The sequence below is a fragment of the Pimelobacter simplex genome, assembly GCF_900114845.1.
In the GTDB taxonomy this organism is placed as follows: Bacteria; Actinomycetota; Actinomycetes; order Propionibacteriales; family Nocardioidaceae; genus Nocardioides; species Nocardioides simplex.
The window spans coordinates 570873-588121 of the sequence record NZ_FOUK01000002.1 but is presented as its reverse complement, the minus strand read 5'-3'; the positions used below and the strand labels follow the sequence as shown (position 1 = coordinate 588121).

The following is a 17249-nucleotide window of genomic DNA, read 5'->3' as shown; positions in this document are numbered from 1 at the left end:
TCTGGGCGCCGCGGGCTGCTCACAGAACGAGGTTGTGGTTGGGTTCTCACAAGGTTAGTTTGTGAGAATGCTCGGCTCCCACGTCCCCGACCTGCGCGCTCTCGAGCTGCTCGTCGTGGTCGCACGCACCGGCTCGCTGGGGGCGGCCGCGGCCGAGCTCGGGATCACCCAGCAGGCCGCGTCGTCGCGGGTGCGGACCATGGAGGCGCTCGTCGGCGAGCCGCTGGTGACCCGCAGCAAGCGCGGCTCCGAGCTCACCGCGACCGGCGAGCTCGTCGTCCAGTGGGCCGACCGGGTGCTCGACGCCGCGCAGGAGCTGGACGCCGGCATCGCCGCGCTGCGCGCCGACCGCCGCGGCCACCTCGACATCGCCGCGAGCCTCACGATCGCCGAGCACCTGCTGCCGGGCTGGCTCGTGGGCCTGCGCGCGCACCAGGTCCAGCGCGGCCTGCAGCCCACCGAGGTCACCATGACCGCCACCAACTCCTCGCGGGCCGCCGAGCTCGTCGGGTCCGGCGAGGTCGTGCTCGGCTTCGTCGAGGGACCCGAGGCCCCACGCGGCCTGCGCCGCCGGCTGGTCGGCACGGACGAGCTCCTCGTCGTGGTCGGCCCCGGGCACCCCTGGGCGTCGCGCTCGCGCCGCCGGGTCAGCGCCGAGACGCTCGCGGCGACGCCGCTCGTCGTCCGGGAGCTGGGCTCGGGCACCCGCACCGTCCTGGAGCGGGCCCTCGCCGGCCGCCCGCAGGCGCCGCCCGCGCTGGAGCTGTCGAGCACGGCGTCCGTGCGCGCCGCCGTCGCGGCCGGCGCCGGACCGGCCGCCGTCGGTGCCCATGCCGTGCGTGACGACCTGGCCACCGGACGGCTGGTCCGGGTCACCGTGACCGGGCTCGACCTCACCCGCCGGCTGCACGCCGTCTGGAAGGGCGGCCCCCAGCCCCCCGAGGGACCGGCCCGCGACCTCGTCGCCTGGGCAGCTCGCGGCCCCCGGTGATCGTCGTACCGGACAAAATGGTCGTCAATCCGGTGGATTCGCGACCATTTTGTCCGGTACGACGGGGGCCGGATCAGGTGTGCGCGGGGTGGCGCTCCTGCAGTGCCGCGATCGAGTCGTCGGTGCACTCGGCCCAGAACGTACCGACGACGTCCTCGACCTGGCTGAACGAGTCGGCGACGTAGAGGACGTTCTGGTAGTCGGTGATGTCGTAGGTCATGCTGCCCATCTCGCCGACGTCGAGCGGGCGGATCGTCATGCCGCGGAAGGCCTCGATCTCGCCGGGCGAGGAGAGGATGCCGGCGCCGTACGCCTTGAGCTCGGAGCTCTCCCAGAGGATGCCGAACTCCAGCGTGAACCAGAAGACCTTGCTGACGAACTCCAGCGCGTCGGCCGACTCGACCCGGCGCGAGGCCTGGCCGGCGAGCTCGTAGAGCGCGGTGAAGCGCGGGTTCGCGAGGGTGTTGCCGTGGCCGACGACCTCGTGCAGGACGTCGGGCTCCGGCGTGTAGAGCGGGACCGAGTGGTGCCGGACGTACTGGGTCGACCAGAACGCCTTGTCGGCGAGCGAGCCGTAGAAGTCGCGCAGGGGCACCAGGCCCGCGGCCGGCTGGTAGCGGTAGCCGGTCAGCGGCTCCAGCCACTCGCTCACCTCGGCGAGCTGGGGGATGTGGTCGATCGGCAGGGCCAGCGCCTCCTTGCCGTCGAGGAACTCCCGGCAGGCGTACGCGCGGTGCTTGGTGACGAGCGCCTCGCTGACCACGCGCCAGACGTCGTGCTCCTCGGCCGTGTAGTCGGCGTACGGCGCGGGGGTGCCCGGCGTCCAGGCGTTGGCGAGCGTGGCGAGGGCGTCGCGCCGGGCACGGTAGGCCGGGTCGGCGAAGCCGGGGTGGTCGGCACCGAGGTGGACCTTGAGCGAGCCGTCCTCGTCGGCGGTCACGGGCGCGAAGTACTGGGCTTCCTCGAACATGGCTGCAGTCTGAGACGTGGTCCACCGAATTGCGAGCAAGGTCAGACGTTTGGCCCCCGCGAGCCCTAATTCGGTGGCAGGGTGTCCGGCATGGACGCGGTCGACCACGGAATCCTGGACATCCTGCGCGCCGACTCCCGGACCTCGATCCGGGAGGTCGCCGAGCGGCTGGGGATCAGCCGCGCGAGCGCGTACGCCCGGGTCAAGCGCCTGGTCGACACGAAGGTGATCCGCGGGTTCACCATCGACGTCGACCCGGCGGCGCTGGGCCTCGGGCTGCCGGCGTACGTCCACGTGCGGATCAAGCAGAACACCTGGAAGTCGTTCCGCAAGAAGGCCTGGGCGCTCGAGGAGGCGGCCCACGTCGCGCTCGTCGCGGGCGACTTCGACTGCGTGATCCTGGTCCGCGCGCGCGACGCCGAGCACCTGCGCGAGCTGGTCCTCGAGCGCATCCAGGCGCTGCCGGAGGTGGTCGCCACCCAGACCGTCCTCGTCTTCGAGGAGCACGTCGGGCAGGGCTGAACCACCCCCCGGCGGTCTATTGACGTTCTCAAACGATCGTGCAAATCTCGTAATATGACGCTGACGCCGAGCGGCTACGAGGACACGTTCGCGCGCGACCACCTCCCGCCCGCCGAGCAGTGGCCGGTGCTGGAGTTCACCACCGACGAGCTGCAGTACCCGGACCGCCTCAACGCCGCGGTCGAGCTCGTCGACCGCGCCGTCGCCGAGTTCGGCGCCGACCGCCCGGCGCTGCGCACGCCGTCGGGGGAGACGTGGACGCTAGGCGAGCTGCAGACCCGCAGCAACCAGGTCGCCCGGGTCCTCGTCGACGAGCTGGGGCTGCGCCCGGGCAACCGGGTCCTGCTGCGCTCACCGAACAACCCGTGGACGGTCGCCGCCTGGCTGGGCGTCCTCAAGGCGGGCGGCATCGTGGTCACCACGTTCGCGGCCCTGCGGGCGCGCGAGATCGTGCCGCTCGTCGAGCGGACCCGTCCCTTCCTGGCGCTCGTCGACCACCGCTTCGCCGACGACGTCGCCGAGGCCGCGCCCGGCCTCACCCTGGTCACCTTCGGCGGTCCCGGCGACGACGACCTGGTCGCGCGCGCCGCCCGCCAGCCCGAGGACTTCGCGGCCGTCGTCACCGCCGCCGACGACGTCGCGCTGTTCTGCCCGACGTCCGGCAGCACCGGCGTCCCCAAGATCACCACGCACTTCCACCGCGACGTGCTCTCCATCGACCACACGTTCGGCCGGCACGTCCTCCGGCTGCGGCCGGACGACCTCGTCGCCTGCTCCGCGCCGCTCGCGTTCACGTTCGGCCTCGGCATGCTCGTCGTCTTCCCGCTGCGGGCCGGCGCCTGCGCCCTGCTCACCGAGGCGGCGACGCCGCTCGAGCTCGCCGAGATCATCGCGCGCGAGAGCGTCACCGTGCTGGCCACTGCGCCGACGGCGTACCGGCGGATCCTCGGGGCCGGCCGGATCGGCGACCTCGCCGGCCTGCGGGTCGCGGTCAGCGCGGGGGAGCACCTCCCGCTGCAGACGTGGGAGCACGTCCGCGACGAGCTCGGGCTCGAGATCATCGACGGCATCGGCGGGACCGAGTTCCTGCACATCTACCTGTCCGCGCCCGTCGGCGAGATCCGGCCCGGGACGACGGGCCGCCCGCTGCCCGGCTTCCGCGCGACCGTGCTCGGCCCCGACGGCGAGGAGCTGCCGCCCGGCGAGCCCGGCCGCCTCGCGGTGATCGGCCCGGTCGGCTGCCGCTACCTCGACGACCCGCGCCAGGCGGCGTACGTCAGCAACGGCTGGAACGTCACCGGCGACACCTTCGTCCGCGACGCCGACGGCTACTTCACCTACCAGACGCGCACCGACAACATGATCGTCTCGGCGGGCTACAACATCGGCGGCCCCGAGGTGGAGGCCGCGCTCGACGAGCACCCGGACGTCGTCGAGTCCGCCGTCGTCGCGGCGCCCGACGCCGAGCGCGGCTCCGTCGTCTGCGCCTTCGTCGTGCTCGCACCGGGCGTCGCGCCCGACGACGCGACCGTGCGGCGCCTGCAGGAGCACGTGAAGCAGACCCTGGCGCCGTACAAGTACCCTCGCGTCATCCGGTTCATCGAGGCTCTGCCGCGCAACACGAGCGGCAAGCTCCAGCACTTCCAGCTGCGCCGGCAGGTCGAGGAGGAGGCATCGGTGTGAAGCCGCGGATCGCCTTTGTCTTCGGGGGTTCCGAGGGCATCGGCCTCGCGGTCGCCGAGCGCCTCGACGCCGCGGGCACGCGCGTCGTCGTGCTGTCCCGCTCGGAGGAGAAGCTCGCCGCCGCCCGCACCCGGCTGGGCCCGGAAGCCCGCTCCCACGCGGTCGACGTCACCTCGGCAGCCGCCGTCACGGCCGCCGTCGACGCCCTCGTCGCCGACGTCGGCGTCCCCGACCTGGTGGTGACCACCGCCGGCTACGCGCGGCCCGGCTACCTCGACGAGCTGCCCGCCGACGACATCGCCGGCATGGTCGCGACCAACCTGCTCGGCACCGTCCACGTGTGCCGCGCGGTCCTCCCGCACCTGCGCGCAGCAGGCACCGGCACGATCGTCACGACGTCCTCGATGGCCGGACTGGCGGGGGTCTTCGGCTACACGGTCTACAGCGCGACGAAGTTCGGCGTGATCGGGTTCTCGGAGGCGCTGCGCCGCGAGGTCCGCCCCTACGGCATCACCGTCAAGGTGCTCTGCCCACCCAACACGCTCACCCCCGGCTTCGCCGAGGAGAACCACCACAAGCCCGCCGAGGTGCTCGCCGCCGAGGAGAGCGTCGCCACGCTGACCCCCGAGCAGGTCGCCGACACCCTCGTCCGCGCCCTCGGCCGCCGCCGCGGCTTCCTCGTCATCCCGGGCCGCGACAGCCGCCTCGCCGCCGTCGCCATCCGGCACCTGCCGGCGGTCGTCGACCGCGCCCTGCGCCGCCCGACAACCTGACCGATCGGCCACAACCCGCCTGCACGGGCGGATTGTGCGCGGATCTTCCGACCCCGGCAGGCGAATCGCCCGAAGGTACGGGCTTCTCACCGAAGTTGGGGAAGGCCGTCTCATCGGTGGGTAAAGAAAACCGAAATGCCGGGACGCCCCTCCGAGCCGCGGCGCAACCTGATCTCGGTTGCTCGGGGGCTGCTCCTTCTTACCAAACCATCTCTCTTTCGAAGGATATTGGCATGCGCCGAATCTCCGATCGCCTCACCGAGGCGCGCCGCGACCAGCGCGGCTTCACGCTCATCGAGCTGCTCATCGTCATCGTCATCCTCGGCGTCCTCGCGGGCATCGTGGTGTTCTCGGTGCGCGGCATCAACAACAACAGCAAGACCGCCGCGTGCAAGACGGAGTACCGCACCGTCAACACGGCGATCGAGGCGTACTACGCGTCGAAGACCACCTACCCGGGCACGCTCCAGGCGCTCGTGGACGCGGGCTTCCTGCACGACACCCCGTCGGACTGGGTCACCGGTCTCTCGGCCGCGACGGCCACCGAGCCCGCGAAGGCCACTGGTACCGCTTGCCCGTGAGCCTCCGTTGCGGAGGGCCGTCGTCCACGCGACGACGGCCCTCCTCCGGGCCTCCGGCCCACTGACCCACCAGACCACGGCCCAGCGGCCCACGGGAGGGGAACCATCGTGTTTCATCACCTGCCTCGGATCGGCGATCGTGTCGACCGTCTCCTCGACGTCCTCTGGGGGGCGCGCGGCACGGACCTGATGCTCACTGTCGGCCTGCCGCCGATGATCCGGGTCGACGGGACGCTCAAGCCCATCCCGGACCAGCCGGTGCTCGCGGCCGACGACACCGACAGCCTGCTCGCCGAGGTGCTCACCACCGAGCAGCGCGACGTGTGGGAGTCCAGCCACGAGTACGACTTCTCGTTCTCCTGGCGCGAGCACGCCCGTATCCGTGGCAACGCCTTCACCCAGCGCGGGATGACGGCGGTCGCGCTGCGGATGATCCCGCGCACCGTGCCGACGCCCGACGCGCTCGGGCTGCCGACGGTCCTGCGGGACCTGTCGATGCGCCACCAGGGCCTGATCCTGATGACCGGGCCCACCGGGTCGGGCAAGTCGACGACGCTCGCGTCGTTGATCGACCTGATCAACACCAACCGGGGCTGCCACATCATCACCGTCGAGGACCCCATCGAGTACGTCCACGACCACAAGATGGCGGCCGTCAACCAGCGCGAGGTCGGCACCGACACGGGCAGCTTCCACAACGCGCTGCGCTCGGTGCTCCGCGAGGACCCCGACGTCCTGCTGGTCGGCGAGATGCGCGACCTGGAGTCGATCGGGTTCGCGCTCACCGTCGCCGAGACCGGCCACCTCGTCTTCGCCACCCTGCACACGAACGACACCGCGCAGTCGCTCGGTCGCATGATCGACGTCTTCCCGGCCGAGCAGCAGGCGCAGATCCGCGTCCAGCTCGCGGCGGCCCTGAGCTGCGTGGTCTACCAACGCCTGATCCCGCGGATCGGCGGCGGCATGATCGCGTCGTACGAGGTCCTCGTCGCGACGCCCGCCGTCCGCAACCTGATCAAGGAGGGCAAGACGCACCAGCTGCGCAACTCGATCGTCACCGGTGCCCAGGACGGCATGGTCACGCTCGAGCAGTCGCTGTCGCAGCTGATCCAGGCCGGCATCGTGACGGAGCAGGACGCCGTCGCCCGCAGCCTGTACCCCAAGGACATCGACGCCCGGCCACGGCACGCCGTCGGCGTGGGCCGGTGAGGCGGGACGGCCACCGATGAGGCTCAAGGGCAAGCACAGCAAGGCGGACGCGCCGGTCGCCGTCGCACGAAACGACGAGGACGACGAGCGGCTCGGCCGGATCCTGGTCGGAGCCGGCCGGCTCCAGCCCTACCAGCTGGACGCGGCCCGCGGTCTGGCCGACGGCGGCTCGCTCGCCGCACGGCTCACCGCGACCGGTGTGATCACCGAGGACGCCCTCGCCCGGACGCTCGCCGACCACCACCAGGTGGGCGTCGCCGACTTCCGCAGCCTGACCCCGGACGCCGAGGCCATCGCGCTGCTGACGCGCGACCAGGCCATCACCCTGGACGCGCTGCCGATCACGACAGCCGACGGCACGGTCACCGTGGCCGTCCTCGACCCGGCTCCCGAACGTGTCCAAGCGTTGGTCGCGGTCCTCGAGCAGCCGGTCCGCCCGCTCGTCACGACCCGGCGTGACCTCGACCGCGCGATCGCGTCGGCGTACCCGGCGACCCGCGAGGTGGTCGGCCACATCCAGGCGTTCGAGGCGCGCGACGTGCTCCGCCGCGAGGCCGAGCAGCTCGACTCGGTCAGCGTCAACGAGGAGGCGCCCGTCGTCCAGGTCGTGCAGAAGGTCATCACCCAGGCGTTGCGCGATCGCGCGTCCGACGTCCACATCGAGCCGTCCGGCGATCGGGTCCGCATCCGGTACCGCATCGACGGCGCTCTCACGGACGTCCTCGACCTGCCCGGCTCGATCGGCCCCGCGCTGGTCAGCCGGGTGAAGATCCTCGGCGGCATGAACATCGTCGAGCGCCGTCGCCCGCAGGACGGCCAGATCACCATGGAGGTCGACGGGCGCGAGGTCGACATCCGCGTGTCGACCACGGCGGTCGTCGGCGGCGAGAAGGTCGTCATGCGGCTCCTCGACAAGAGCCGGCCGCTGTTCCGGCTCGAGCAGCTCGGGATGCCGGCGGACACGGCGGCGCGCTACTCCCAGCTGATCCGCTCGCCCTTCGGGATGGTCATCTGCGCCGGCCCGACCGGAGGCGGCAAGACCACCACGCTCTACGCGTCGCTCGGGGAGCTCAACACCCCCGAGAAGAACCTCATGACGATCGAGGACCCGGTCGAGTACACCTTCGACTCGATCAACCAGATCCAGATCAACGAGCAGGCCGGCATCACCTTCGCCGGCGGGCTCAAGTCGATCCTCCGCCAGGACCCGGACGTCATCCTCGTCGGCGAGATCCGGGACGTCGACACCGCCCGGATCGCCGTCCAGTCCGCGCTCACCGGCCACTTCGTCCTGTCGTCGCTCCACGCGACCGAGGCGGTGTCGGCGCTCTACCGCCTGCTGGACATGGGGATCGAGGCGTTCCTCATCGCCTCATCGGTGACCGCCGTCGTCGCCCAACGCCTGGTTCGCCGCAGCTGCACCTCGTGCCTCGCGCCGTACCAGCCGTCGCCCGAGGAGCTCGCCTTCCTGCGCAGCTTCGGCGGCACCGAGCCGATGGGCGGCTGGCAGCACGGGACCGGGTGCCACTTCTGCGCCCACACCGGCTACCTGGAGCGGATCGGCGTCTACGAGATGCTCGTCGTCACCGACGAGGTACGGGAGCTGATCGTCGACCGCGCGCCGCACGACCAGATGCGCAAGCTCGCCCGGAGCCAGGGGATGCGCACTCTCCAGGAGCAGGCCGTTCGGCTCGTGGGTGACGGCGTCACCACAGCCGCCGAGGTCATGCGCGCCATCTACGTCGCAGGAGTCTGAACCATGCCCAAGTTCGCGTATGTCGGTATCGACCTCGAGGGTCAGCACGTCAAGGGCACCCACAAGGCCGCCAGCCGCGGCGATGCGGAGGTCGCTCTGTTCCAGCGCGACCTGCGCGAGCTGCGGGTGATCGAGAAGAAGAGCGTTCTCCAGTACGAGATCTCCGGCCCGCGCATCAAGCGCGAGCACGTCATGCACCTCTCTCGCCAGATCGCGGCCTTCCTCCGGGCGGGCCTGCCGATCCTCGACGCCGTGCACTCGATCGGAGCGGAGAGCGAGAACTCCTCGGTACGCCGGATGATGCACGAGATCGAGGACGGGCTCCGGGCGGGGGAGCGCTTCTCCGACACGCTCGACCGCTATCCCAAGGTGTTCCCGGAGTTCTACCGCGGCATCGTCCGATCGGCCGAGCTCACCGGAGAGCTGGACACCGTGCTCGCGCGGCTGGCCATCTACATCGAGCGCGACCTGGAGGCGCGACGGAAGATCAAGTCCGCGCTGATCTACCCGATCGCGGTCGCGATCATGTCCGTGGTCACGGTCGTCGTGCTGGCGGTCTACGTGCTCCCGAAGTTCCAGGACTTCTTCGAGGAGCTGGACGCCACCCTGCCCCTGCCGACGCGGATGCTGATGGGCTTCACGGACTTCCTGGGCACCTGGTGGTGGGCGATCCTGGCGGCCCTCGCTGCCTGGCTGCTGCTCAGCTGGATCATCCTCCGGTTCGAGAAGGGCAAGTACGCGCGCGATGCCTTCCTGCTCAAGGTCCCCGTCCTCGGCACGACGATCCAGTACGCGCTGGTGGAGCGCTTCTGCCGGGTGATGGCGTCCATGGTCGGTGCCGGCGTGAACCTGCCCGAGGCGCTCCACGTCGCGACCGAGTCCCTGCGCAACCGGGTCTTCATCAAGAGGCTCAACGGCGTCACCGAGCAGATGCTCGAAGGCCAGGGGATGGCCGGTCCGCTCGCCCGCACCCAGCTCTTCCCAGGGACCGCGACCTCGATGCTGCGCGTCGGCGAGGAGACGGGGTCGATGGACACCCAGCTCGAGGTGACGGCGGAGTACTACGAGGACGAGCTCGACTACAAGATCGCGAAGCTGACCGCGCTCTTCGAGCCGATCGTGATCGTGGTGATGGGCGGCATCGTCGGCTTCGTGGCCGTCGCCCTGGTCTCCGCCATGTACGGCATCTTCCAGCAGGTGCAGGTCTGATGCGCGGCCTCGGGCGTCTGCGCGCGGGGGTCCGTGCCGACGACGGCGTGACGCTCATCGAGACGCTCGTGGCACTGTCGATCCTCAGCATCGCCGGCGTCGCCGTGATGGCCGGACTCCAGCTGACCGTGCAGACCTCGGACATCCACCGCAAGCAGTCGACCGGTGGCGCCTACGTGCGCAGCTACGCCGAGGCGATCGAGACCTACCTCGACAAGTCGGCCCACTACGTGTCGTGCGCCTCTGCCTCCGCGTACACGCCTGGCGTCGTCGGCTTCGACGAGCCCGACGGCTACACGGCGCAGCAGGAGGGCGCGGCGCAGCCGCTCGACGGCGACGGCTCGGTCCTGTCCGGTGGCTCCTGCCCCGACCGCGGCGTCCAGCGGCTGCGGCTCAGCGTGCGCAGCGACGACGGCCGCGCCACCGAGCGCCTGACGATCGTCGTCCGTCGAGCGTGTGGGGCGACGACGTCATGCGACTGAGACTGCTGAGGTCGTTGCGTCTCCGGCTTCGCCCGGGACGCTCGGGGCACGCGCGCCGCAGTGCGGCCGGCGACGGAGGCTTCACGTTGATCGAGCTCGTGATCACCGTGGCGATCATGGGCATCATCGTGACTGCCCTCACGGGCGTGGTGATCAGCTACTTCAAGACCACCGTCGACACCCAGGCGCGGATGACCGAGTCGCAGGACGTTCAGTTCGCCGCCGCCTACTGGCAGCGCGACGTGGCCAGCATCGGTGTCCGCGCCTACGACGCGCCCTCCAAGTCGTTCCCGCTGCAGCAGTCGGTCAACGTCAGTCCGTCGTGCACCCTGCCATCCGGCACCACCGTGGTCACGCTGGCCTGGAGCGAGTACGTCTCGCCGGACTCGACGGTGACCCCGCCCAAGATCACGGTCAGCTACGTCGCCCGCGCGGTCGGCGGCGCGTACGAGCTGGTCCGGATCCGCTGCAGCGGCAGCGCGGTCGACTCGACGGTACGCGTCGCCCACAGCCTGCGGGCCCCGCCGACCGTGAGCTGCAATGTCGCGTGCACCGGATCGGGCGCCGACGTGCCGTCGGTGGTGCGCATCGATCTCGCCGTCCTCGACCCTGAAGGCCACGACACCGTCGCCTACACGGCCACCCTCTCGGGCGAACGGAGACAGTCATGAGAGTCCGGCGATACCTGCGACGCCTGTTTCCGGCGCGCGACGACCGCGGAGCACTGCTCATCATCGCGATGGCGATCGTGACGGTGGTCGCCGTCGTGACCGGGTTCGTGCTGACCCGTGGCGACGGCAGCCTGCGCGCCACCGTCGCCCTGCGCGATGTCGCCCGCACGTCGTACGCCGCGGATGCCGGCGCCCAGGTCGCCATCAACGCGCTGCGCACCGGCTACAACGTGGGCAGCGGCGAGCCGGCGGGCTGGTACTACACGAACGTCAAGAACACCGGATGCTTCGGCTACGACGGCCCGCTCGCGACCGCGACGGCTAAGGACACCCTCGTCCTCAACAACCTGATCCCCCAGGCCGGCGGCGAGACACAGCAGCCGATGTCGGCGCGCGTCGTCTGCACGCCCGACAACGACACCGGCGACCAAGGCTCCGCGGTGCCCATCACGAATGCGAACAAGCCCGGGTATGCCGTGGTCACGCTCGGCGGTGCGGTCGACGCGACGGGTTCCAAGAGCCCAGGACTGCTGGTGCGCGGCGGGATCTACTCCAACGGCGCGGTGAAGGGTCCGGTCAACGTGCTGGCCGGTGGCGTCCGCGCCGTCGGCTCCTGTGATGCGACGGTGACCGCGAGTCCGAAGAGCTGCAACAGCGGCCCGCCGATCTCCGATCCGAACTACGCGAGCGAGCTCGGGGGGACTATCCCGGGTCTTCGCACGCCGCCCACGACCTGCAGCGGTGGCGTCGCGATCTTCGAGCCGGGCTACTACGACAACGCCAGCACGCTGAACACCGCGACCAACCTGTGCTCGGTCGCGTGGTTCAAGCCCGGCACCTACTACTTCGACTTCCACAACGACAGCTGCGCGAACGTCTGCCCCAGCAACGTCTACGGCACCGGCGGCAACACGTGGACCATCAACGGCGCGACCGTCATCGGGGGAACGCCGGTCGACGCGAACAACAACACGCTCAGCCAGCCGCCGAGCAATGTGTCCGTCCCGGGCGCCTGCCGCAGCCCGATCACCGACGTGAACGCCCAGGGCGTGCAGTTCGTCTTCGGTGGCAGCAGCCGGATCTACGTCGACCAGAACTCGAAGATGGAGCTGTGCGCGACCTACCACGCCGACCGTCCGCCGATCGAGCTGTACGGCCTGAAGTCGGGGACCACACCGACCGCAACCAACGCGAACGGGCTCGTCGCCTCATCGGTACCTTCGGCGGGAGCCTTCACACGGTCGACCACGACCGGCGCGGCGACCGAGGCCGACCTCGCCGCCCCGAACGACGGCAACGCCGCCACGTGGAAGACCACGTCGGCGGCCGCACAGAGCACGACCCTGACCGCTCAGGGATTCGCGCCCGGCAGCGCCGTACCGCCCGGATCGATCCTCACCGCAGCGACGCTGCACGTGCGGCACCAGGATGCCGACGGTACGGCGAGCTCGCAGGCGACCGCCAAGGTCACCGTGGGCGGCACGACCACCACCGCCGTCAACGTGCCCGTCTCGGCCACTGCGACGACGTCCGATCTCGCCATCACCGGTACGAACCTCAACAGCCTCCAGAAGGAGATCCACGACAACGGCTACGCCGGCGCGTCGATCGCCTACACCGCCAATGCGAAGAAGAACGCCGCGACGACCACCGTCGACATGGTCAAGCTCGACCTGACGTACTACGTCCCGGTGCTCCGCGGTCAGGGCGGAACGTGCATCGACGGCACCGGCGGGGGCTGCCGCTTCATCGACATGAAGAACGGCAACAACAAGGTCCAGGTCTACTTCCAGGGGACGACCTACGTGCCCTACGGCGACCTGCAGCTCCTCCTGGGCAACTTCGCGTCGGAGATCATGAAGTTCGGTCTCGTCGCTCGCCAGCTGGAGTTCCAGTTCTGGAACGGCGCGTCGGACCAGACCTACCCGGTCATCGAGATCCCTGACAACACACCGGGCTTCGGCGTCGAGACGACGCTGGTCCGACTCGAGGTCTACGTCTGCCCTGGCACCACCTGTGCCACCGGCGGTGAGCTGGCCTTGAAGTCGAAGGTGAAGATCTTCGACGATGGGGGGACGCCGGGGCCGCCGCACCGGCAGATGACCGTCCTGAGCTGGAGCCACAACCGCTGACCGAGCAGGAACTCCTCCGCATCGCCGTCCCGGCGCTCGCCGGCCTCCTGGGGCTGGCGGTCGGGTCGTTCCTCAACGTGGTCGTGCACCGCGTGCCGGCGGGGGAGTCGGTCGTCCGGCCGCCGTCGGCCTGCCCCCAGTGCGGGCACCTGATCCGCGCGCGGCACAACGTCCCCGTCGTGGGGTGGCTGGTGCTGCGGGGTCGGTGCTACGACTGCCAGGAGCCGATCAGCGCGCGCTACCCCTGGGTGGAGCTCGGCACGGGCGTCGGCTTCGCCCTGGTCGCGCTGCGGCTCGGGACGGACGAGGGCGGGCTCCGGCTGTTGCCGGCGTACCTGGCCTTCGCCGGTGTCGGCATCGCGCTCGCCTTGATCGACCTCGACGTCCAGCGGCTGCCGGATGCGATCGTGCTGCCGTCGTACCCTGCGCTGGCAGCGCTGCTGGCCATCGGAGGCGATGGGCCGGCGCTGGTGCGGGCGGCCGAGGGAACGGTTGCGCTGGCCGCGTTCTTCTTCGTCATCTGGTACGTCGCGCCCGGAGGAATGGGATTCGGCGACGTGAAGCTGTCCGGGATGGTGGGCGGCATGACGGCCTACCTCTCGTGGGGGACGTTTCTGGTCGGTGCGTTCCTGGGCTTCTTGCTGGGTGCGGTCGCCGGCCTGATGCTGATGGCCGGCGGGCGGGCTGGACGGCGGACGGCCCTTCCGTTCGGGCCGTTCATGGTGCTCGGCGCGTGGGCGGCGATCCTCGGGGCGGGACACCTGGGCGACTTCTACCTCGACAGCATCGGATTCTGAGAGCCGCGGCATCGTCACCGTGGTGCCCACTCCTACGTGCGCCGGTGGAAGCGGACGTCGCCGTTGGGCAGCCGATCGTGGTCGAAGGCGCGGTCATGGATGCGGTGGTGGTGGTACGAGCAGAGCAGGATGCCGTCGGCCAGATCGGTGCGGCCGCCGCGTGACCAAGGGGTGAGGTGGTGGGTCTCGCACCAGGCGGAAGGGATCGTGCAGCCCTCGGCGCGGCAGGAGCGGTCGCGCAGGCGCAGGGCGCGGCGCTGGGCCGGGCGGAAGAGACGGCTGGCCCGGCCGAGGTCGAGCACCTCGCCGGCCGTCCCGAGGACAGCGGGGATGATGCGTGCGGTGCACGCGAGCCGCCGGGCCTGGTCGGCCGAGATGGTGGTGTCGCCGTCACTGGTCTGCACCCCTGCGGCGGCGAGCTCGGTGCGGAGCTGGTCGAGGCCGAGGGTGACGACGAGCGTGGTGGCATCGCCGCCATGGTCGGGAAGCCGAGCGGGGTCGAGGTGCTCCAGGAGTGCGGCGAAGGCATGGGCGCGCTTGCGGTACGGCGGAATCAGGTCGGCCTCGCCGTGGGCAGCGCCATCGGCCTGGCGGGGCGAGGTGAAGGCGTCGAGGTAGGTACGCAGGCGGTCGGTGACGCTGGTGGGGAGTATCCCGACGAGGCGGGTACGCCCGCGGCCGAGGGGATGGAAGCGGAGGGAAGCGGTCTCGCGGGCCCGCCGCTCCTCGTCCTCGAGACGACGACCGTCTTCCGCCTCGGCGACCTCGGGGGCGACGACGTCGAGGATCCGCCGGGCAAGACGGCGGAGCTCGCCGGGACGGTAGTGCGCGGCATAGCCGACGAGGGTCTTCTCCGCCGAGGTGCGCACCTCGGCGCCGAGGCGTTCGGGCAGATCGGCCACACCGTCGGCGATCACGCGGGCCTGAGCGGGCGAGACCTGGCCGGCACGCAAGGCCGTCGCGAGGAGAGGACGGTCCTCGAGGGAGGTGGCGAGGTGCCAGTCGGACCGGGCGGCGGCCGGCTCCGCGCGCGTCTCGTGGGACAGCCAGGCTGCTGCGTTGCGGGCACCGGACTGGTCGCCGACCTCGCCCGAGGCTGCAAGGACGCGCAGGCGCAGCTCGGTGACCTGGGCTTCGGCCTTCGCGAGCTCGACAAGTGCCGTCTGCTTCTCGAGGGTGGACATGTAGGCCGGCTGGGTGTCGGCGACCTCGGCCAGCGCGCGACGTACGGTGCGGGCGCAGGCGAGCACCGGGTGCAACGTAGCGACGGCATCGACCGACATGACCTACCCCTCTCGAGACACGGACCCAGCAGGAAGCAGCGGGTTCTCACGTCTCGGGGCAGGTGCCTGTGAGGGAGGCGACCCACCGCAGGGGGTGGGCCAAGCCGGAACCATCAGCCACCGAGGAGTATTGCTCCGACGTGCGTCGATTCGAACATGCGTTCGAGCACTCTGTCAAGTCAGGTTCTCGGCAGACCTGCCCGAGAGCTCTGCTCAGGCGGGCGGCCTCGGCGCATGCGAGGCGCGGCGTGGCCGAGCGTCAGCGGTCGCCGAAGCAGACCAGGCACGACCGCGGGTCGTGGTCGAGGTGGCTCTCGTGGAGCCGGGACGCACGGAGCAGGACGTCGTCGAGCGCGCGCTCGGACGCGGCGATCTCGAGGATGACCTCCTCGAGCTCCGGGGACAGGTGCGGGGCGGGCCCGGCGGGGGCCAGGCCGGGATCGTGCTCGTGCTCGTCCTGGACGGCGGTGCGTGCGCTCATCTGCCTCGGCCTCCGTGACGTGCGAGATTGCGACCTTCCGAGGATCGCCGCCCGGGTGGGGTGCGGCAACGGGTACGGCCGAGGTCTGGCCGGTCGGGGCGCCCGCGCGGTCCGGACGGGCCAGGCCGGCCGGGACGGGGGCCCGGGCTGCGCCTGCTCGGGTCCCGGGCCTGCTCGGGTCTCGGGCCTGCTCGGGTCTCGGGCCTGCGCTACTGCAGGGCCGCGGTCAGTCGGGCCACGTTGTCGACGTACTTGGTGCGGGCGGGGCGCTGCTCCCAGTCGGCGAGGGTGAGCTCCCGGGACAGTGCGCGGTAGGTGTCCTCGACCTCGCGCATCTTCGCGACGACGGCGGGGTCCGGCATCATCAGGGAGACCTCGTAGTTGAGCGCGAACGAGCGCATGTCCATGTTGCTCGAGCCGACGACCGCGACCTGCTCGTCGATGGTGAAGTGCTTCGAGTGGAGGATGTACGGCGCCGGGTACTGGTAGATCCGCACGCCCGCCTCCAGCAGCGCCCGGTAGTACGACGCCTGCGCGTGGCCCACGAGGAACTGGTCGGAGACCTCGCTGACGAACAGCTCGACTGCGACGCCGCGCTCGGCGGCAGTGGTGACGGCGTACAGCAGCGACTCGTCGGGGACGAAGTACGGCGAGGTGAGGGAGATCCGCTCGGTGGCGGCGTAGAGGAGCGTGGTGAACATGCGGAGGTTGTTCTCCGCGACGATGCCCGGGCCGCTCGGGACCACCTGGCAGGGGACGTCGAACACCTCGTCGGGGCGCGCGTCCGGCTCGCCGAAGACGGGGACGAGGTCGACGACCTGGCCGGTCTCGACGTACCAGTCCGAGGCGAACACGGAGTTGAGCGCGCCGACCACGGGGCCTTCCAGGCGCACCATCAGCTCGACCCACTCGCGGCCGAGCTTGTGGTTGGCGGGCTTGTTGTAGCCCGGCTCGGTGAGGTTGAGCGAGCCGGTGAAGCCGACGCTGCCGTCGACGACGAGGATCTTGCGGTGGTTGCGCAGGTCCGGACGCCGGAACCGGCCCTGCAGCGGCTTGATCGGCAGCATCGGGTGCCAGGCGATCCGGGTGCCGCGCAGCCGCTTCACCATCTTCTTGTAGCCCGGGATCCGGCGTGAGCCGATGTGGTCGAACAGCAGCCGGACGTCGACGCCACGGTCGGTCGCGCGGATCATCGCCTGGAAGACCGGGTCGGTCACCTCGTCCCAGGCGGTGATGTAGAACTCGATGTGGACGTGGCTGCGGGCGCGGTCGATCTCGGCGGCCATCTCGGCGATCGTGCCGCGGTAGTCGGGCCAGAGCTGGACCTCGTTGCCGCCGGTCAGCGCGAGTGCGCCGAGGTGCTGGTTGAGGTCCGCGACCCGTGCCATCGGCGCCGGCAGGCGGGCGCTGTCGAACGACAGCGGCAGCCGCTCGGACTGCTCGCGGATGGCAGCGATCGCCGTGCGCTGGCGGGTGATCCGGCGGTTGCCGAGGCGGGTCCGGCCGAGGAGCAGGAAGATCGAGAAGCCGATGATCGGCTCGATCATGATGAGCAGCAGCCAGGCCATGCCCGTCGACGGCTTGCGGTTGCCGGGGATGATGCCGAGCGCGACGAACCTGAGGACCAGGTCGAGGCCGAAGATGATCCAGCCGAGTGTCGACGTCGGAACGGGCCAATTCATGGATGCACCCTATGGAATCCTGACCGC

General features: G+C 70.8%; 16 protein-coding genes. 12 read left to right on the top strand and 4 right to left on the bottom strand.

Annotated features, from left to right (window positions below; all coding sequences use genetic code 11):
• Nucleotides 1-67 precede the first annotated feature (67 nt).
• Nucleotides 68-991 (top strand): LysR family transcriptional regulator, encoded by a 924-nt coding sequence (locus BM223_RS10415; RefSeq protein ID WP_038677934.1) that lies wholly within the window; start codon nt 68-70, stop codon nt 989-991.
• A 73-nt stretch (nt 992-1064) separates the two neighbouring features.
• On the opposite strand, the gene BM223_RS10410 is transcribed toward BM223_RS10415, so the two are convergent.
• Nucleotides 1065-1961, bottom strand: a complete 897-nt coding sequence (locus BM223_RS10410; protein ID WP_038677935.1) for a phenylalanine 4-monooxygenase — start codon at nt 1959-1961, stop codon at nt 1065-1067.
• A 90-nt stretch (nt 1962-2051) separates the two neighbouring features.
• On the opposite strand from BM223_RS10410, the gene BM223_RS10405 reads away from it, so the two are divergent.
• The 11 genes from BM223_RS10405 to BM223_RS10355 all read left to right on the top strand — a co-directional run bounded on the left by BM223_RS10405 (nt 2052) and on the right by BM223_RS10355 (nt 13776).
• On the top strand, nt 2052-2483 hold the full coding sequence (locus BM223_RS10405; RefSeq protein ID WP_038677936.1) for an Lrp/AsnC family transcriptional regulator: 432 nt from the start codon (nt 2052-2054) through the stop codon (nt 2481-2483).
• A gap of 54 nt (nt 2484-2537) precedes the next feature.
• The gene (locus BM223_RS10400; protein WP_038677937.1) at nt 2538-4166 is read left to right on the top strand and encodes an AMP-binding protein; all 1629 of its coding nucleotides are present in this window, start codon (nt 2538-2540) and stop codon (nt 4164-4166) included.
• Nucleotides 4163-4939, top strand: a complete 777-nt coding sequence (locus BM223_RS28905; protein ID WP_052138424.1) for an SDR family NAD(P)-dependent oxidoreductase — start codon at nt 4163-4165, stop codon at nt 4937-4939. Before BM223_RS10400 ends, BM223_RS28905 begins: the two co-directional genes overlap by 4 nt.
• A gap of 233 nt (nt 4940-5172) precedes the next feature.
• Nucleotides 5173-5520: a competence type IV pilus major pilin ComGC gene (locus tag BM223_RS10390; RefSeq protein WP_082003612.1), complete on the top strand. Its 348-nt coding sequence runs from the start codon at nt 5173-5175 to the stop codon at nt 5518-5520.
• Nucleotides 5521-5628: 108 nt separating this feature from the next.
• A complete protein-coding gene (locus BM223_RS10385) occupies nt 5629-6729 on the top strand; it encodes a type IV pilus twitching motility protein PilT (protein WP_235319225.1) in 1101 nt (366 codons plus the stop codon).
• Between the two features lie 16 nt (nt 6730-6745).
• A complete protein-coding gene (locus BM223_RS10380; RefSeq protein ID WP_082003613.1) occupies nt 6746-8485 on the top strand; it encodes a GspE/PulE family protein in 1740 nt (579 codons plus the stop codon).
• Between the two features lie 3 nt (nt 8486-8488).
• Nucleotides 8489-9694 carry a type II secretion system F family protein gene (locus BM223_RS10375; RefSeq protein ID WP_038677938.1) on the top strand — a complete coding sequence of 402 codons (1206 nt, stop codon included), beginning with the start codon at nt 8489-8491 and terminating at the stop codon, nt 9692-9694.
• Nucleotides 9694-10176, top strand: a complete 483-nt coding sequence (locus tag BM223_RS10370) for a type IV pilus modification PilV family protein (protein WP_038677939.1) — start codon at nt 9694-9696, stop codon at nt 10174-10176. The genes BM223_RS10375 and BM223_RS10370 overlap by 1 nt, the downstream gene beginning before the upstream one ends.
• A complete protein-coding gene (locus BM223_RS10365) occupies nt 10167-10847 on the top strand; it encodes a type II secretion system protein (protein WP_141267213.1) in 681 nt (226 codons plus the stop codon). Before BM223_RS10370 ends, BM223_RS10365 begins: the two co-directional genes overlap by 10 nt.
• The gene (locus BM223_RS10360) at nt 10844-12979 is read left to right on the top strand and encodes a hypothetical protein (RefSeq protein ID WP_141267214.1); all 2136 of its coding nucleotides are present in this window, start codon (nt 10844-10846) and stop codon (nt 12977-12979) included. The genes BM223_RS10365 and BM223_RS10360 overlap by 4 nt, the downstream gene beginning before the upstream one ends.
• Complete coding sequence (locus BM223_RS10355) at nt 12961-13776, top strand: prepilin peptidase (RefSeq protein WP_342351428.1); 816 nt, start codon at nt 12961-12963, stop codon at nt 13774-13776. Before BM223_RS10360 ends, BM223_RS10355 begins: the two co-directional genes overlap by 19 nt.
• 32 nt (nt 13777-13808) lie before the next feature.
• Here BM223_RS10355 and BM223_RS10350 read toward each other — a convergent pair whose 3' ends face one another.
• The 3 genes from BM223_RS10350 to cls all read right to left on the bottom strand — a co-directional run bounded on the left by BM223_RS10350 (nt 13809) and on the right by cls (nt 17222).
• Nucleotides 13809-15059, bottom strand: coding sequence for an HNH endonuclease signature motif containing protein (locus BM223_RS10350; RefSeq protein ID WP_082003615.1), 1251 nt, complete (start codon nt 15057-15059; stop codon nt 13809-13811).
• A 259-nt stretch (nt 15060-15318) separates the two neighbouring features.
• Nucleotides 15319-15540, bottom strand: a complete 222-nt coding sequence (locus tag BM223_RS10345) for a hypothetical protein (protein ID WP_038677943.1) — start codon at nt 15538-15540, stop codon at nt 15319-15321.
• Between the two features lie 209 nt (nt 15541-15749).
• Nucleotides 15750-17222 (bottom strand): cardiolipin synthase, encoded by a 1473-nt coding sequence (gene cls / locus BM223_RS10340; RefSeq protein WP_038677944.1) that lies wholly within the window; start codon nt 17220-17222, stop codon nt 15750-15752.
• Nucleotides 17223-17249 lie beyond the last annotated feature (27 nt).

Excerpts from the sequence above, each read along its gene's own strand:
- BM223_RS10360 (WP_141267214.1), top strand. The coding sequence starts at position 10,844 with ATGAGAGTCCGGCGATACCTGCGACGCCTGTTTCCGGCGCGCGACGAC.
- BM223_RS10400 (WP_038677937.1), top strand. The coding sequence starts at position 2,538 with ATGACGCTGACGCCGAGCGGCTACGAGGACACGTTCGCGCGCGACCAC.
- BM223_RS10345 (WP_038677943.1), bottom strand. The coding sequence starts at position 15,540 with ATGAGCGCACGCACCGCCGTCCAGGACGAGCACGAGCACGATCCCGGC.
- BM223_RS10390 (WP_082003612.1), top strand. The coding sequence starts at position 5,173 with ATGCGCCGAATCTCCGATCGCCTCACCGAGGCGCGCCGCGACCAGCGC.
- BM223_RS10375 (WP_038677938.1), top strand. The coding sequence starts at position 8,489 with ATGCCCAAGTTCGCGTATGTCGGTATCGACCTCGAGGGTCAGCACGTC.
- BM223_RS10365 (WP_141267213.1), top strand. The coding sequence starts at position 10,167 with ATGCGACTGAGACTGCTGAGGTCGTTGCGTCTCCGGCTTCGCCCGGGA.
- BM223_RS10380 (WP_082003613.1), top strand. The coding sequence starts at position 6,746 with ATGAGGCTCAAGGGCAAGCACAGCAAGGCGGACGCGCCGGTCGCCGTC.
- BM223_RS10370 (WP_038677939.1), top strand. The coding sequence starts at position 9,694 with ATGCGCGGCCTCGGGCGTCTGCGCGCGGGGGTCCGTGCCGACGACGGC.
- BM223_RS10415 (WP_038677934.1), top strand. The coding sequence starts at position 68 with ATGCTCGGCTCCCACGTCCCCGACCTGCGCGCTCTCGAGCTGCTCGTC.
- BM223_RS10350 (WP_082003615.1), bottom strand. The coding sequence starts at position 15,059 with ATGTCGGTCGATGCCGTCGCTACGTTGCACCCGGTGCTCGCCTGCGCC.
- BM223_RS10405 (WP_038677936.1), top strand. The coding sequence starts at position 2,052 with ATGGACGCGGTCGACCACGGAATCCTGGACATCCTGCGCGCCGACTCC.
- BM223_RS10410 (WP_038677935.1), bottom strand. The coding sequence starts at position 1,961 with ATGTTCGAGGAAGCCCAGTACTTCGCGCCCGTGACCGCCGACGAGGAC.
- cls (WP_038677944.1), bottom strand. The coding sequence starts at position 17,222 with ATGAATTGGCCCGTTCCGACGTCGACACTCGGCTGGATCATCTTCGGC.